Below are 16,141 nucleotides of genomic sequence, written 5' to 3' on the forward strand. Positions count from 1 at the left end.
TCGAATAGCGGAGCATTTCACGACCACTTCGATGCATAACCACGTTTCACGGCTCATCGCCAGGCGCTCCCCACCTGCACGTAAAAAGCGTTCTGCCCCGGCCCGTGCGCGACGTCGATCCCCATCGTCACGCCGAGCTTGCGGGCAACCAGGTAACGAAAACCCGTGCCGAAACCAAAGGCGGTGGGCGCATCCGAAAACGAATGCAGGTGCCCATAGGCTTTGCCGGCCCCGCCGAAGCCGAGCACCGACCAGCGCGGCGTGGCGTTCCAGCGGATTTCGGCTTCCGCGGTGAGCTGGTTGCTGTCCTGGAACTTCGCATCGGACACCCCGCGCAGCGACACATACGGCTGCGCGAAAAACGGAATGTTTCCTTGTGAGAAACCGGTGTCGGCGCGCAGGCCGAGCACCCAGCTCTTCGACAGCGGGATCCACTGATAGCCGCGTGCCGTCTGCTCCTGAAAGTTGGTGGAACTGCCGAGGCCGCCGCGCGCGAGGTCCGCTTCGAGCTCCGCATAGGTGCCGCTCGACGGATAGAACATGTTGTCGCGCGTGTCGTAGTCGACCACCACACCGCCCTTGGCGACGCGCTGGTCTCGTTCGAACTGACGGATCCCCGCCGGAATGGTCGAATCGAAGCGCGTGCTTGCGTCGAAGAAGGTATAGCGCGGGCCGACGTACCAGTGGCTGTTGCCAATCCGGAACAGCACCTGCTGCACCACCGCGATACCGTCGAGCTGGTAGGCGCGCGGCTGGTTCTGGATGCCGTAGTAGTTCAGATGCAACCCGACCTTGCCGATCACGCCGAGATAGCGGATGTGGTCGTCGTCCCATGTGTGGAAGTGCATCAGCCCTGCGCCCCAGCTATGCGTGCCAGTCGCAAAGCCGCCCAGGCCAGTGATGTTCGGCGGGGCTTTCGAATCGTCCGGCGCGTCGGCGCTTTTCTTCGGCAGCGAGAAATAAAGCAGGCCGAGGCCCAGGCCGTAGCCGACCGCCGGCTCGGTGATCAGCGTCGGCACGGGCAAGACGCCGCGATGCGTCAGCAGCAGATTGCTCAGGTCGAATGCACCGTCTTCGGAATCGGTGAATTTCGACTCCGCGTGGCCGTGGACCGACATGAGCAACAGCGCGGCGGCCACCGCCGAAGCACTCAGCACACGGCTGCAGGGAGAATCGACATCGATGGGCGGAACGGCGTCGACGGAAAACGGCACACGCAAGAAGCAACGGATCACCAGATGCATGCTCCGTTACTGGAAGGTGGCATTCACCGACAGTTCCACCGCGTTCCCCTTCGGCCGGTTGCTGACGTTGAACTCGTTGACCCACCGCAGCGATGCCGACACCGGCGTCTTCTGAACCTTGCCCGCCCACGTGACCATCGGCCCGATACCTACCGAATGCCCCTGATTGCCGCCGGTGACATCGGCAATTCCGCCACTGTCGTGACCAAGCTGCTGAATATAGCCGCCCACCACGCCGACACCCCAGCCGCCGCTGAAGCGTTTGAGCGCCAGCAGATCGAGCACGCTGACCGGCGCGTTGTGATATTGCGTGTCTTTATTCGGCGTGTAGAAGCCCACGCCGTAGTTCAACGACAGCTCGATCTCTTCTTTCGGGAACAGCTTCGTGTAGGAGACCGTCGGCGTGAAGGTCCACGTATTCTGGCCGGCGTTGGCCAGCCGGCTCGTGCTGTAAGCACCGGTCGGCGCATAAATCTGCACACTGAATGCGATGTGGTCGGTCTTGGTCAGGTGATAGCCGGCCACCACCGGTGTGAAGAAGAGGTCGGCGAACTGGGTGCCGTGGTCGTTCGGCAACCGGCCGTGAAACGACGAAATGTCGGTGTACTGAAGCGGCACCCCGAACGAGGACGCAAAGTTCCAGCCGCCCAAGGTAATACCCCACGTCTTGACCGCGTTGACGATGGTGTAGACAGCCGTGACATCGACGCCCGACGTGATCTGACCGGCGATCGGAATCGTCTTGCTCGCACCGAGCGAGCCTTCGTAGTAGATCGTGGTGGCCGAGACGATCCAGTCGTCCGTAGGCGGCACGACACCCGCGTACGGTGTGACCTGCATGCCGGTGATCGGCCTGCCGATGCCACCTTCGGTCGCCCACCCTTGTTGGGACAGGCACAAGCCGACGGAGGTAAGAAGCGCACCTCTGCACAACCGGCTAGCGAGTGGCCGACTATTGAACAAACGGTTTGGGCGACTCATGGCGTCCTCGGATAGGAAGTGCCGCGCGATTGGACGCGGCGGAACAAGGGGTGAACGAACCGCAGCAGCATGCGGTCCGCGTATTCAACAGTGAGTGCCTCACGGTTCGCGCTTGACGGGCGGCGGCGTCCAGCTGCCGTCGAGCGCCGCCTGCTGCGGCCAATAAGCGCGGACGTACAGCGAAAACGCTTCGTTCGCCGGCGCCGGCAGCCAGTTGGAGACCTTGTCGTCACCGGGGCTGGTGCTCTGCACGTAGAGCGTCAGCGAGCCGTCTGCATTGAACTTCAGGTCCTTGTTCTTGGTGCCGAGCGAGTATCGCTTCTGCGCATTCGGCGAAAAGAAGTGGTGGGAGTTGTACAGCGTGAGTGACCAGAAGCCTTTGACCGGCGGCAAATTATCTTTGGCAAACGTCACCGTGTAGTGCGCGTTGCCATCGAGACGCTGACCGGATGCGTCGGCATCGGCATAGAAATACTTGGTTTCGTTAGGCTTGTTGACGAAGATGTTCGACTTCGCCACCGCCGTGCGCGTGTAGTAGTCCGTGCCGAATGCCGCGCCGTTGCTGATGGTGTTCCAGTTGGCGGGCAACTGCTTGCCGAAGGTGTTGAAGTTGAACAGCGGCGTGACCAGATTCGTCTCAGTCTTGGTCGCTTCGTCGATGATCGCTGCCTTGATTGCCGGATCTTTCTGCGCCGCCGCGATCAGCGCGCGCGCCTGCGCGTAGAGCGCTTCTTCGCCGCGTTGCGGCGGCGTCTCGTCGAGCACCGCGGGCAGCATGTCCCAGAAACGATTCGGATCGACCCATTTAATCTCTTCCGCACTCGCGCCGACGGAACTGTCGCCGGACTTGCCAAAGCTCGGCAGCTTCGACCAGTCGGTCTCCTTGACCTTGCCGTCGTACTCCGCGAGCGGGTACAGGCCGACCTTCGAAATCACCGACTGCACGGCCTCGCGATCTTCAGGCGTGTCGTCCATGAAAACACGCGGAATGAAGCTGCCGACTCCGGTCGGCGAGCGGAACACCTGGCGGATGCCCTTCGGCACCTGACCGTGCCAGTCAGGACCCGCTAACAGATAGAAGCCCGGACGCGTGCCGTACATCTTGCCGAGACTCGCGAACCCGTCGGTACGCAAATCGACGGCCTGATAGACCCAGAAACGTTTGCCGAAATCCGGTACCTGCACAACCACCGGCGTCTGGTTCAGATCTAGGATCGAGGAGCCGTAGACCACGTCCTGGTTCGGGCACGCGACAAATCGCTCCTGCGGCTCGATATAGTCGCGCAGCATCGACAGATGATTGGGCGGTGCGACCGGCACGACGCCGCCGTTCAGACCCGGCTGCGGCATCTGCTTCATCGCCAGCAGGCGGCCGTAGACGTTCACCATCGGCCACGCCCAGAAGTAAGTCTGGCGCGCCACAAGGCGCGCGTATTCTTCAGAGATCGCGTAGCCCGCCACTGGGCCCGGCACGGATGCCGTGGTGGCGGTCGTATGGGCCGGCTGATCCTGCTGCGTCTTCGCCAGAATGGGGGCGGCGACCGACGCCAGCACGGCAGCCGTGACCCATGTCGCTGTTTTCTTGTTCATAGTGTCCTCAGATTCGTCCATGCGCGGCTTAGCGCTTTTGTGGTTCGGGGAATTTCCAGCTACCGTCGAGCACCGCTTGGTCAGGGCCGTAGATACGGGTGATCAGGTCGTATGCGCCCGCAGGAGCCGGCAGCCAGTTCGAAGTCTTCTCCGCACCCGGCGACGTGTTCTGCACGTAAATATCCAGCGAGCCGTCCGCGCCGTACTTCAGCCCCTTGGTCCGGTCGCCGATCGAGTAACGGTTGATCGGATTGGCGACCAGATGACGCGCAGGCAGGTCATACAGCGTCATCGACCAGAAGAACTTCGCGGGCGGCAGGTCCTTTTTGTCGAAGTGCAGGACGTAGGGCTGAGTGCCGACCAGTTGCTCGTGCTCGCCGTTCACATGGGTGCCGACATACACCGCTTCTTCCTTGGTATTGCCGTAAATGCCCATCGCAGCCGCCACGGCGCGCTTCACATAGTCATCCTTCATTTGCTCGCGCGTGCCGAACAGATCGAACGAACCGGTGGTGTGCTTTTCGGCATCGGCGAGCGCCGCTTTGCCGTCGGCCACGCCGGCTCCGAGCGCCGCCCGTGTTTCGGGCGGCAACGCTGCAGGATCAAACGACGCGCCGGGCGCAATGCCGATCTTGCCGAAGCGCTGCATCAGTTCTGCCTCCGACGGTGCGGGCGGTTGGGTAAATTGCAGCAGGAAGTTCAGGTACGCGATGAAATCGACTGAAGTCGCTTTCGCTTCGTCCCACTTCGGAAAGTTAATTTTCGGAGAGGGCGGCGGTGCGCCCGTATGCTCGAAGGTGGACAGCGGCGTGAGTTTGTATTGCTTCTGGATCGCCTGAACGTTTTTTACGTCGCTCGAACCGTTCAGCACCGTGCGACCGAGCACGAGGATCAGGTCGCTCTCCGAGCGGATTACCTTGTCGATGCCCTTTGGCGTCTCGCCATGCCAGTTCGGGCCAGCGAACAGATAGCGGCCCGCCTCGCTGCCGGTCGCGCGCGAACCGATATAGGCGAAGTTGTACGTGTACATGTCGACGCACTGGAACGAGTAGTAGCGATCCTTCGGTACCGCCGGCACGCTCAATATCAACGGCTCGCGTCGCAGATCGAGCCACGCCCACGAATACGGCGTGTCGTTGTTCGGCGTGACGATTTCCTTGTTGTCCGGACCGTACGGCTGCGAGTAGTGACGGAACTTGTCGAAGCCGCCAACGTAGGCTTTCGAGCCTGGGTCGACGGCCTGCTGGTAGAGCGTCTTGTAGTTGAACAGCATCGGATACGCGTACAGATACGCATCCTTGGCGATCGCGCGCGCTTCCTCCGGTGAGACCGTGACAGTCGCGGATGAAGCGGCAGCCTGGGCGGCGGCTTGCGTAGCCGGCAACATTGTCAACGACAGGCCGGCGACGACTGCACCGATTTGCAGGCGTTCAAGAAATGTCATGTTCGCTTTCCCTCAGTTTCCGGTCTATTTGCCGAACGTCATGTTCAGGCCGGCGAAGATCGTGAACTTCGGCACACCTGCGCCGGAATGGGCGACTGAGTACTGCGGCTCGATAAACGCGTTATAGATGGTCGAGCCACCCTTCCACGCCTTGCCGGCGCCAAGGCCGACCGGAATGTAGTAGCTGCCGTGCTGCAGGTCGAAAGTCCAGGTGCCGGTCGAGCGGATATACCAGCCGCCCGGCAGGTTGAAAATGCCGAACGGCTGCGCAGTGAGCGACTGCGTGGTCGGCCGGCTGCTTTGCCCTGCAAACGAGTGCTGCCATTGCACCAGCGCGCCGAGGAGTCGCGCTTTCGTCGCGCTGACGGCGACAGCGGCAAGACCCGCCTGCCACTTGCCGGTTCCGAGGCTTGGGTCGGTGGCTGTCGGCATGGTCACGAGCGGACCGACACCAATCTGCATATCGCCTTGCGAGAGCAGGAAGATGTCGAACAGATTCAGGTCGCCGAGGCCGGTGTTGTAACCACCGCTCGGGTCAGGCCGGGTGCTGACCGGCACGGTGCCGCGGAAGATTTGCGGCACGCCGATCAGGCTGTTCGGGCCGATCGGCACGGTGGGGCGCAAGAGCAGATCGTTGGTGTGCGCGCTCGCACCGAACACGCTTGGCGTGTAGTAATTCTGGATGTTGAATGAGGCAGCCAGATTGAGCGGGTTATTACTCTTATTGGCTTCATCGGCCGAAACCTGCGCGAACGCAGGCGACAACACCACCGAGGCGGCGTATAACGCTGCCGACCAACCCACACATTTACAACCCATTCTCGTACCTCGGCCATGGGCATTTTTATAGGCGAACGCACTCCTTTGCTTAAAGCAAATAGAGCCAAAGAAATAGCATTCGTATTTTCGAATTGAATCAAACCAATCGCGGGCGCGAATCCACCCACCCGGCAGCCACGCGCAACCGGGGAAATATGCGAAGCAGATTGGGCGCGCGATTAAATCGCGCTAAGTCTCTCGAGCAAGCAGGAAAGACGGTACGACCGGACACAGGGCTTGCATGGACGCTCCTTTCAGAATAAAGAGACGCCGCACCAAACGAAGCATGCGGGAGGTAAAAAATTCACAATTTGAAACTTCGTGACGGGATGGTAGCAAACGTTTCAGTAGATTACAGAGATAAATTTGTAACACGAACGAAAGTTAGGAAATTTTCGCTCGGCTTAGATTTTTATAGCCATTCTCATTGCATATCTTTTGCCAGTGTCATGAGCATTTGTTCGCGCGACGTATAAGAAGCCGTATAGCGCCATATGTCATTGCAATTTACTGACATTGACGCCGCCGCTCAAAAAAGCAACAGAATGGGCTGCAACAATCACCGCGTCCCATTAGACTTGCGCTCGCTTTAGATTCGACCCACCGCATTTGATGAGGCTTTCATGATTCGCACGATGCACCGGTACTGCATTGCTTTGACCGTCGTGGTTCTTTCAGCTTGCACCATTACGCCGCGCCACGACGCGAGCGAGTCGCCGGCCGGCGCGTCGACCGCCGCAGCCCTCGCGTCATGGAACGACACAGCGGCCAAACGCTCGATTGTCGATTTCGTCACATTGGTCACCACGCCCGAGTCGAAGGATTTCATTGCGCGCGCTGACCGGATCGCCGTATTCGACAATGACGGTACGTTGTGGCCGGAGCAACCCGCCTCGGTGCAACTGGTGTTCGCGCTGCAACGGGTGAAAACGGTGGCCGGGCGGCATCCGGAATGGAAGCGGCAGGAACCGTTCCGCTCGATTCTGCGAGGTAATCTGAAAAGTATCGCAGCGAGCGGCGACGCCGGCTCGATGAAGGTATTGGCGGCGGCGCACGCCGGCATGACCAGCGATCAATTCGCCGCGCTCGTGCACGAATGGTTCGACTCCGCGAGCGATCCGCGCTTTAACCGGCCGTACACCGACCTCGCGTATCAGCCGATGCTCGAATTGCTTGCCTATCTGCGCGCCAACGGCTTCAAGACCTACCTGGTGACGGGCAGCGATGTCGAGTTCGTTCGAGACATGGCGCAGCGCGTGTATGGCATTCCGCCCGAGCAGGTGATCGGCAGCACCGTCAAATACAAGTACAGCCAGACGAACGGCGCGGTCTCATTGACCCGGCTTGCGCAGGTCGACAATCTCGTCGACGGCGCGGCCAAACCGCTCGCTATCGATCGCGTGATCGGCAGGCGTCCGGTGATCGCGTTCGGCAACGCGGACGGCGACGTGCCGATGCTCGAATGGACCTCGGCCGGCGACGGCCCGCGCTTCGCGGCGCTGCTGCATCACACCGACGGCGAACGGGAGTATGCGTACGACCGCACGGCGAAAAGCGGCAAGCTCGACAAGGGTCTGGACGAAGCCGGCGCGAAAGGCTGGCTCGTCGTCGACATGAAGGGTGATTGGAGGACGGTGTTCAAGCCGGATAGCGCGGCAACGGCAGCAGCGCCGTCCAATTAAAGGCGGCTTGTTGGGAAGGCCACGCTTAGCGGGTTAGCGTAATCGCCAGATACGTGGCGTACAGCACGCCGCACACCAGCAGCGCCCACACCGGCACGCCACGCTCGCGCACGTTGATCCGCAGCCACGCGGCGGCGGCGAGCGTAATCACGATGCCGGTCACCACTTCGATGCGCGGCGTCCATGGTGTCAGCAGAATCCCGATTGCCGGCAGCAAGGTACCCTGAAACACCATCGCGCCGGTGATGTTGCCGAACGCCAGCGTGTCCTTGCCACGGCGAATCCACAGGATGCTGTTGACCTTCTCCGGCAATTCGGTCGCGATCGGAATGATCAGCAGCGACAGCAGCAGTGGTGAGATGCCGAGCGTCTGCGACACGCCGCGTACACCGTGAATGAAGCCCTCCGCGCCCCACACCAGCAACGCAACCGCCGCCGCCAGTTGCGCCACGATGGTCACGAGATTGGTGGGCAAGCCGAGACGCGACAGCAGCATCTTGCCCGGCGCTTCGGTGCCGTGGCCGGCGTCGACCAGCTTGTTCGACGCGCGGAACGTCATCACCACATAGGTGACGTACACGCCGACCAGCGCCACGCTGAACAGCGCCCGTACGATCATCTGTTCGTGCGGCACGTACATCGCCGCGGCCGCCAGCACGAAGGCGCACAGGAAGTAGTTCAGATCGCGCGTGAAACCCGTGCGCTCCGGCGTGACCCAGCCTTGGGCGCCGCGCGAACCGAGGATCGCGAGCGTCATCAGGAAAGTGGAAAGCGTGGAGAGCATGAGCGGCGCACCGAGTATCGCGCCGACGCCGATTTCCTGATTGACCGCGCTATCAGTGGTGCCGCCGGCAATCGCGAGCAGCGGGACAAGCGTTTCCGGCAAAGCGGTACCGACCGCCGCGAACAGCGAACCTGTCACGCCCTCCGAGATTTTCAGGCGCTCGCCGAGATGTTCGAGTGCATTGGTAAAGAGCTCCGCCGCCACCAGAATGACGACCAGCATGATGGCGAGTTCGAACAGGAGACTGGTCATGCGCGGCTCCCTGCACATGCAAAGGGGACGTGGCACAACGGACGGGCGAGTGGGGCGACTGACAGGGCACAACGATGTTTCACAGGGCAACTCCGCGGTCGGACGTAGGCGACGAACCAATGACGCACCGCGACCCGTCCGACCAGAACGAAGCAATGCGCCAATGGTCTCGCCAAACCGACCCGGTCGAACGCGCCATGACCCGCAGGCCAAGTATGTTGACGCGCTCTCCTTCAATGGATGAAGGAAGGCTACTCCCCAATGACCGGGGGATTCTAACTGGATGCGCAGCTTTCAACAAGCTTGGAAGTTGAGGCTTGCTCCGGCGCCTACCGGCTTTGCTGCGCCTGTCCCGTGATGCGACGTCAGGTGCGCGAGCGGGCCATGGTACCGCTGGTAAGATCACTCACCGTCTACGACAGCAGTGAGTCTTAACATGAACTACCAGAATCGCCAGTGGTTTTACGTCAAGCGCCCCGAAGGACGCGTTGGCGATGAGCATTACGCGTTGCGCGAAAGCGAACTCGACGACAATTTGTCATCGAATGAAGTTTTGATCCGCGCGCGTATCGTTAGCGTCGATCCGTACATTCGAATCCAGCAGCACGAACGCAATACCTACGACGTGCCCCATCCGCTCGGGATCGTGCAGCGGGCCGGCGTGGTGGGTGAAGTGGTGGCGTCGGCGAGCCCGCTTTTCAAGCAGGGTGACTGGGTGTCGGCCTATAGCGGCTGGCAGCTGTACGCCAAGTGCCATCACAGCGAACTGACCAAACTGAACCCCGACGCCGCGCCGGTTTCGACCGCGCTCGGTGTGCTCGGCATGCCGGGACGCACCGCGTGGTTCGGGTTGATGGAAGCGGGCAAGCCGCGTCCGGGCGACACGCTGGTCGTGTCCGGTGCGGCGGGCGCGGTCGGCTCGCTGGTCGCGCAGTTCGGCAAGCGCGCGGGGTGTCGGGTGATCGGGATTGCAGGTGGCCCGGACAAGTGCGCATTTTTGACGGACACTTTGAAGCTCGATGGCGCAGTCGACTACCGGGCGCATCCCACGCTCGAAGGCTTGCAGTCAGCGCTGCAGGCGGCGACCGGCGGCGTCGATGTCTATTTCGACAACGTGGGCGGCATGGTCACCGATGCGGTGATTCCGCTCATCAAGCGCCGCGCGCGGATCGTGATCTGTGGTGCGATCGCTCAATACGACGGTGGGCTGGACACGCCGGACCTTGCGCCGCGTTTCCTGCAGCACATGCTGTTTCAGCGTGCGACGATCCAGGGGATTCTGGCGCGTGATTTCGTGCATCGGATGGATGAGATGCTGCAGACCGTCGCGCCGTGGGTGAAGAACGGGGAGATCGTTTACCAGGAGACGTATGTCGATGGGTTTGACGCGTTGCCTCAGGCGCTGAATAGCCTGTTTGAAGGGAAGAATCTTGGGAAGCTGCTGGTCAGGGTGTGATCGACAACCCCGGCGCTAGCCGGGGTTGTTGTTTGTGGATTGTTCATTTCCGTTTGCTGCGTCGTTGCAGCATGGCCTCGGTCTCTGCCGCAGTCATGTACCTGCCGGCGACCCTGTAGTCATAGTCCGGGGTAATGGTGATGTGTCCGAGCCGGTGGTCGATACTGAACAGGACCTGGTGTCCGGGCAGGAAGCCGGCGTGTTCGAGCATGGCATCGGTAATCTGCATCCAGGGAAAGGCAGTACGCCCGCCGTTTTCGTGCGTGCGGTCTGCTTCAAGCGCAACGGAAATGCGCGTGACGTGTTTGTCGCGTGCGCGACGTGGTTTAAGATTGGCATCAGCCATGGTCAACTCCTCATATGAGTTGGTGGTGGTCAGCGGGCCGTATGGGTTGCCGCCCATGCGGCCCGCGCTTCTTCTACTGCTTCAAATCTCCTTCCTTACTGCTGGCCTGTGCCAGCACCGTATCAAGCATCTCGGACACGAAGCGTTGCCGCGCCTTCGGTAGCCGGCTGATCGCCTCGATCTGTTGTTGCAGCTTAGAGGATGGGCCGCGTTTGCCGTCTGGGGTGACGTTCTGCCCCAGCAGTTCATCGGATGAAAGCCCAAGTGTTCTGGTCAACTCCGGTAGCAGTGAGGCGGGTAGTCGCAGCCGCCCGCCTTCGTAGTGAGCGAGGGTCTGCTGGGCAATACCAAGCCGCTCGGCGAGTTGCTGCTGGGTGAGCTTGTGGGCCTTACGAGCGCAAGAGATACGCGTGCCCAGTGCCTTGAAAAACTGTTCGTCCTTTGGGTGCATGGCTAAGTTCAGCGGTGAAAATCCAACTATTATTATAACTCCGATTCGCTATCTCATAAATCATTTTACTCTTTAATAGAGTACTCAAAAATCGCATTATTGTTAATCACAAACCTCTTGGTTGGTTTTTACCCGGGGACGGATTCATGCCGCGCATCCCGCAGGAAGAACTGGAGACGCTACGGTTGGTTCCTGTCAGAATCAGTACCCGCACGTCGGCTAGCAGGTACTGCAAACGCGCAACACCCCAACGAGCTTGCGTCATGCTCACGCAGCGCCGCGATCTTGCCGTCAATCGCCACCACCTGACCGGCCAGCGCCAGGGCACAGAGCGCTCATCCAGCGGATGAAACAGGTTTCTAACTGCTTCGGATTGAACGCCACGAACACCCGCCCGAAGGTGTCGTGAGACGGGATGCCCTGTTCCAGCGCTATGTAGCGGCGCAGCCACTCCAGCTTTGCCTGTCCCCATAGCTCACGATCCAGTTGTCCGCAGCCGAGAGAATCGCGCACAACGCTACCATCAACATTCCGGTCAGGTCATGGGCCGGCGTGCGGCTGCGTGTGTCCTTCAGATCACCGAAGGCTTCTTCAATGCTCAGGATGTCGTCGTGCATCGTTTCGCCGCGCAAAAAACGATAGTTAACGAGCTTCCGCCTTTGTTTACAAGCCCTTCCTGGAAGGACTTGATTGTTAACGCCGCTTCATGCGATGGCCCTGCGCTAGTCCGACAAGCGCTACGTTTTTTGACAGTTCGATCGACGCGTCTGTGCTAGTTTCCGAAGGCTATAGTCAAATGGGGGCTGCATGGCGTCATGGAACACACTTGATGTCCCGCTGGAGATCGGCTGGCAATGTACCCTAGTGCTGGCCGATGCTTACCGTAGCGAATCCGGCGACTCACTTCGATTCATGAAGGACGACGAATGCAAGCAGCTTGAACAGGACCAGCGGGACTTCGCCAGCCATTTCCGGCCAAGCTGGGACCTGAGAACAATAAGCGGCGGCACCAATCTGCGCGAGATTCAGGCGTTCCTGAGCGAGCACCTGAACGTGGCGCACTGGAACCTGCCCAACGACAACGCGGGCGTCGAACGCATGTTCAAGGACGCGGTTGCGTCCGGTCGGCTAGTGCCGATTATCAATCGCGAAGCGAACTATAGTTGCCGGGTGTCGCGGCCAACACCTGCCCCGCTGAGATGGCCCACGACCGGCGGGGGCGGGAGCATGGGGCGTTCAGCCTATCTGTTCCCACCCGGCACCACCTCGTTTAACGGCGAGCCGGTACTGTCTGGCCCTTACGACCCAGCCTCGCAGGCAACACAACTGGCCGCCGTGAGAGGGGCTCGCATCGCGAGCGATTGGCTTCGCGTGGTCGAAGACGTGGCCGGTGCTGCGCTGGGCAGTGACACCGGCACGGATGACACCAACACCGGTCAGCCGAGCGCTGACGACGGCACTTCCACGCCGCTGGGTGATGCGCAGCCGTTCGACTATGGCGAGGATGCACCGAGCGGTGACACAGAGGAGTTAGCGGCCAGCACGAACAATCCAAACTACGCAGCAAAAATGCTCGGCTACGACCGCAAAACGTTCGGCAACATGGTTCATGCAATGAAGGATGAAAACGACCTGAGAGGGGATGACAACGTTATCTGGCATGACAATGGGGACGTGTCTTTCAACGGAATGAACATCGACAACATGCATGCCTATGCACCTTAAGGACGAATTCACAATGCCAGCCGATAACTCCCTTGCATACGCTTCCTTCTCAATCTATCAGGACGTTGAGCCTCCCGAGTTTTGGACCGCGTATTTCGGAGTGACGCCCGAGCGTTCCGGAGTGAAGGGGGAGCGAAAGGTGACGACATCAGGCCGTCTCAGCGAAAGCAGATGGCGATTCGGCTATTGGAGTATTAGCAGTAAAGTAGCCGTGAAAACCGACAGGCTTGAGCCGCACCTGAGGTATCTCATAGAGAGGCTCGGACTGCCACGAGATGATTTGCGCGAAATCCTCGCCAAAACCAATGCGAAGATGCGTTTCTTCTGTTACTGGGATAACGAGGCCGGCGACCGCGTACCTGATGTGCCTAGCGACATCCGGGCGATGATGGAATCTCTCGGCGGCTCAATCGAGATTGACGAGTATCGGTAGATGCGGGCGCAGCGCGGGCCGACCTGGAGGATGCTTGGATCCGTCACTGGATTCCGCCTAGGCAGTCCATCGTGACTACGTTGCGTGCTTCGGTCGGTGATTTGCCTCGGAATGACTCTGCGTGATAAACGGCGTCGGTCCACGAGATCATCTTGTTGGCGTTGCGTTCACCAATCGACTTCTGCACATTGGCTCCACGGTAGAGCATGGTGGCCGATTCGTAAGACTCCCCGCGATCCCTCATTTGCACCATGCCCTCCACGGTTATGCCGTCGAGGTAGCGGCGCTGCGCCGCGTTGAATGCGTGAGCGGTGATACAGGTGGTGGATAGGGCCAGCAGGGCTAGGGCACGCCGCATCGTAATCTCCAGTAGGAAAACCATACGTGTGCCCGATCACTGCCTGTCCAGGCGAGAGGCAATACGCACAGGGGACGTTACTGGGAAGCTCAGAGGAGGGAGAGGCAGGGGACGCGGCTGTAGCGCTTTTGCTACCAGGGCGAGAGACATTGGCTAGACATTGAACTGCCTCGCAGGTGCCTCGTGGTGGTGATTTTGTACCGTGTGTCGTTACCCTACTGATGTCGCGAAAGACACCCTACTGTTGTCGTTCACGAATGTTTGCGACTGGCTTTGGGGGGAAGGTGGGCGCGCTGGATAGCCGATTTTAGCTTACTGTCACCCTACACATGTCGCACTTGCCTCAGGTGCACCCTACGGCCGTCGCAATAGAAACCTCTCTCAAAGCCTTGCCTGGTAAGGCTGTGCAGCCATAGCTTACCCATTCAACTTCGCCGGCATAGCAAAACCGAGTTCGAACTCCGGTCGTCGCACGCTTTTTCCGCCTTCCGCGCATCAGGCGACGCTATCTATATGTAGTCGTCTTCGGCCAAGCGGGTATTTGGTACTGCCAACTCGCCCAATTACTGTATATATATACAGTAATGTACTGTACTTTACCCGTCCACTCCAGCGAGGCCTTCTAGTAACGAGACCGTTTTCCGAGCGTTGTCCAATGCGTCTTGGATTCCGTCGGCGGCGCCAGGATTCGCCAGCAAGAAATCCGCGAGCTGTGCGAGGCAATCGTTTATCAGGTGTGTAGGCGCGCCCGCCTTTTCGGCTTCGAATCTCGATAACGAGGATTTGTTGACTCCATGAGCAGCTGCGAATTCAGCTTGAGTATTTTTGCCGCGTGCCCATCGAATCAGCTCGCCTTGGGTTCTGGGTGGAATCATGCTGACGTTAATGCTGTAATCGCAACAAGTTGCTATAATAGCATCATCAACCCGGCAGGAAGCCTATACTTCGTTCCGAGACTTTTTGAGGTTCCTGATGGCACGTTCTGACCAAGTGAAAGCACTACTGCGCGCGTACGCTGGTGACAATCACGAGCATTTCTTCGCGGTCGCCATGCAAATGGCCGCGGACGAGGCGCATCGTGGTCATGCCAAACTGGCGGCGGAACTGCGTGACCTGGTAGACGCGGCGAAAGCTGGTAGAAAGCCGGGGCTCTCTTCCGTGCGGAGTAAGGGTGCTGAACGCGCGATTCCACTCGCTCAGCCGAAGGGCGAACTCTCCGAATTGCTGACAGTGCAGTATCCGCACGAACACTTACAACACATGGTGTTGTCAGACTCTGTCCATACAAAGTTAAATCGCGTGCTTCGGGAACAGCGTCACCACGAGCAGTTGCACAGCCACGGACTGAGCCCCCGTCGGAAGTTGCTGCTTGTCGGGCCACCGGGTACCGGCAAGACCATGACGGCTGCGGCACTGGCGGGCGAGCTTCGCTTGCCACTTTTCACGGCGCGGTTCGATAGCCTCATCACCAAATTTATGGGTGAAAGCGCGTCAAAGCTACGGCTGGTCTTCGAGGCGCTGAAATCCACGCGCGGTGTATATTTTTTCGATGAGTTCGATTCGCTCGGACTGCAGCGCGGCAGTCAGCATGACGTGGCCGAGATGCGCAGAACGCTGAACATGTTCTTGCAGCTCATTGAGCAGGATGCATCGGATAGCCTTCTGATTGCCGCCACGAACCACGGGAAAGACTTGGATAAAGCCCTATTCCGTCGTTTTGACGACGTCATTCAGTATGAAGCGCCTGATGAGCGGCAGATTGAAGCGCTGCTGAAGAACAGCCTGGGTGTGTTCGGGACGTCCGATATTGACTATCGGCGCCTTGCTAATGCCGGCAAGGGTGAGTCTCACGCAGACATTGTTAAGGCCTGCCTTGATGCGTTGAAAGACGCAATTATGGAAGGCCACCAAACTGTGAGTGAGGCAAGCGTCATACTGCACCTGGAAGAGCGAGCTCAGGGTCACGACTTACGCCGGTAAAAACCGGTTGCTGCTCCCGCAAGTGCCGGTAAATCTTGTTGTAGACTCTCAAGCGAATAAAACAAAACAGAACTTGAGAGCATGGCAGACGAACTTAAAAATCACCTGTCCATTGATGGATACGTGAACGGGTTGAAATTCCGCTCCCCGCTAAATGTAGTACGGGACCCTGCCCCACAGAGGAACCGAGGGGCACACGGAAAAAGGCTGTTGAAGCAGCTCGATGAGCTTACGGACAACATCGACAACCTCGAGCAGCAGCGAGAGGAGCTCGGGCTTCCCGTACGCAGGGGAATGACAATAGCCGTTGAGTTCAAACCGCGCAAAGCGTACGACTACGGCTCGGTAGAATGGAAAAAGGACGGCATCGAACTTTTGACCGTCATCGCGCACGACGACCATGACGTCGTGGTGCTTCACGTTCCCGACGGGAAACTATCCGCTTTCGCAAAGCGCATTTCCGAATACATCGAGGTCGATGTAAAGTAAGCGATCAGCGAAGCACGTCCCTCCCGCAGACTTGACCTAGACGTTTTTTTCGTGCTCCCGCTTGCCCAGCTTCCAGGGTAGCAGCGCCTCGTAGTCGTCGGCGCTCT

General features: G+C 59.6%; 17 protein-coding genes and 1 riboswitch. Of the genes, 6 read left to right on the forward strand and 11 right to left on the reverse strand.

Annotation, left to right across the window (positions count from 1 at the left end):
* Window positions 1-53 precede the first annotated feature (53 nt).
* The 5 genes from KHO31_RS26090 to KHO31_RS26110 form a co-directional block, all read right to left on the reverse strand.
* The gene (locus KHO31_RS26090; protein WP_201085795.1) at window positions 54-1,244 is read right to left on the reverse strand and encodes a BamA/TamA family outer membrane protein; all 1,191 of its coding nucleotides are present in this window, start codon (window positions 1,242-1,244) and stop codon (window positions 54-56) included.
* Window positions 1,245-1,250: 6 nt separating this feature from the next.
* Complete coding sequence (locus KHO31_RS26095) at window positions 1,251-2,225, reverse strand: SphA family protein (protein WP_201071439.1); 975 nt, start codon at window positions 2,223-2,225, stop codon at window positions 1,251-1,253.
* Between the two features lie 99 nt (window positions 2,226-2,324).
* Window positions 2,325-3,815: a DUF1254 domain-containing protein gene (locus KHO31_RS26100; protein WP_211624428.1), complete on the reverse strand. Its 1,491-nt coding sequence runs from the start codon at window positions 3,813-3,815 to the stop codon at window positions 2,325-2,327.
* Between the two features lie 28 nt (window positions 3,816-3,843).
* Window positions 3,844-5,259 (reverse strand): DUF1254 domain-containing protein, encoded by a 1,416-nt coding sequence (locus tag KHO31_RS26105; protein WP_236071472.1) that lies wholly within the window; start codon window positions 5,257-5,259, stop codon window positions 3,844-3,846.
* 24 nt (window positions 5,260-5,283) lie between these two features.
* On the reverse strand, window positions 5,284-6,078 hold the full coding sequence (locus tag KHO31_RS26110; protein ID WP_236061274.1) for a hypothetical protein: 795 nt from the start codon (window positions 6,076-6,078) through the stop codon (window positions 5,284-5,286).
* Window positions 6,079-6,701: 623 nt separating this feature from the next.
* On the opposite strand from KHO31_RS26110, the gene KHO31_RS26115 reads away from it, so the two are divergent.
* Complete coding sequence (locus KHO31_RS26115; RefSeq protein ID WP_211624430.1) at window positions 6,702-7,760, forward strand: HAD family hydrolase; 1,059 nt, start codon at window positions 6,702-6,704, stop codon at window positions 7,758-7,760.
* Window positions 7,761-7,785: 25 nt separating this feature from the next.
* On the opposite strand, the gene KHO31_RS26120 is transcribed toward KHO31_RS26115, so the two are convergent.
* The gene (locus KHO31_RS26120) at window positions 7,786-8,796 is read right to left on the reverse strand and encodes a sodium:calcium antiporter (RefSeq protein WP_201085793.1); all 1,011 of its coding nucleotides are present in this window, start codon (window positions 8,794-8,796) and stop codon (window positions 7,786-7,788) included.
* Window positions 8,797-8,900: 104 nt separating this feature from the next.
* Window positions 8,901-9,068, reverse strand: a riboswitch (yybP-ykoY riboswitch).
* A 164-nt stretch (window positions 9,069-9,232) separates the two neighbouring features.
* On the opposite strand from KHO31_RS26120, the gene KHO31_RS26125 reads away from it, so the two are divergent.
* The gene (locus KHO31_RS26125) at window positions 9,233-10,252 is read left to right on the forward strand and encodes an NADP-dependent oxidoreductase (RefSeq protein WP_201138723.1); all 1,020 of its coding nucleotides are present in this window, start codon (window positions 9,233-9,235) and stop codon (window positions 10,250-10,252) included.
* Between the two features lie 43 nt (window positions 10,253-10,295).
* On the opposite strand, the gene KHO31_RS26130 is transcribed toward KHO31_RS26125, so the two are convergent.
* From KHO31_RS26130 to KHO31_RS26145, 4 genes are all read right to left on the reverse strand, one after another.
* Window positions 10,296-10,598, reverse strand: a complete 303-nt coding sequence (locus tag KHO31_RS26130) for a hypothetical protein (RefSeq protein WP_201138722.1) — start codon at window positions 10,596-10,598, stop codon at window positions 10,296-10,298.
* A gap of 73 nt (window positions 10,599-10,671) precedes the next feature.
* Window positions 10,672-11,049 carry a helix-turn-helix domain-containing protein gene (locus tag KHO31_RS26135; protein ID WP_201138720.1) on the reverse strand — a complete coding sequence of 126 codons (378 nt, stop codon included), beginning with the start codon at window positions 11,047-11,049 and terminating at the stop codon, window positions 10,672-10,674.
* A 291-nt stretch (window positions 11,050-11,340) separates the two neighbouring features.
* Entirely contained in the window at window positions 11,341-11,562 is a 222-nt protein-coding gene (locus KHO31_RS26140; RefSeq protein WP_201071455.1) for a transposase family protein, read from the reverse strand.
* The gene (locus tag KHO31_RS26145) at window positions 11,481-11,666 is read right to left on the reverse strand and encodes a hypothetical protein (protein WP_201072452.1); all 186 of its coding nucleotides are present in this window, start codon (window positions 11,664-11,666) and stop codon (window positions 11,481-11,483) included. Before KHO31_RS26145 ends, KHO31_RS26140 begins: the two co-directional genes overlap by 82 nt.
* A 190-nt stretch (window positions 11,667-11,856) precedes the next feature.
* On the opposite strand from KHO31_RS26145, the gene KHO31_RS26150 reads away from it, so the two are divergent.
* Complete coding sequence (locus tag KHO31_RS26150) at window positions 11,857-12,774, forward strand: hypothetical protein (protein ID WP_211624444.1); 918 nt, start codon at window positions 11,857-11,859, stop codon at window positions 12,772-12,774.
* Between the two features lie 13 nt (window positions 12,775-12,787).
* Window positions 12,788-13,207, forward strand: coding sequence for a DUF4279 domain-containing protein (locus KHO31_RS26155; RefSeq protein WP_201071456.1), 420 nt, complete (start codon window positions 12,788-12,790; stop codon window positions 13,205-13,207).
* A 43-nt stretch (window positions 13,208-13,250) separates the two neighbouring features.
* Here KHO31_RS26155 and KHO31_RS26160 read toward each other — a convergent pair whose 3' ends face one another.
* Entirely contained in the window at window positions 13,251-13,565 is a 315-nt protein-coding gene (locus KHO31_RS26160; RefSeq protein WP_201071457.1) for a hypothetical protein, read from the reverse strand.
* A 972-nt stretch (window positions 13,566-14,537) separates the two neighbouring features.
* Between KHO31_RS26160 and KHO31_RS26165 the strand changes: the two genes are divergently transcribed.
* Window positions 14,538-15,545, forward strand: a complete 1,008-nt coding sequence (locus KHO31_RS26165; protein WP_211624432.1) for an AAA family ATPase — start codon at window positions 14,538-14,540, stop codon at window positions 15,543-15,545.
* Between the two features lie 210 nt (window positions 15,546-15,755).
* The gene (locus tag KHO31_RS26170) at window positions 15,756-16,034 is read left to right on the forward strand and encodes a hypothetical protein (RefSeq protein ID WP_211624434.1); all 279 of its coding nucleotides are present in this window, start codon (window positions 15,756-15,758) and stop codon (window positions 16,032-16,034) included.
* The last annotated feature ends 107 nt before the right edge of the window (window positions 16,035-16,141 follow it).

Source organism: Paraburkholderia domus, from assembly GCF_905220705.1.
Lineage (GTDB): Bacteria > Pseudomonadota > Gammaproteobacteria > Burkholderiales > Burkholderiaceae > Paraburkholderia > Paraburkholderia domus.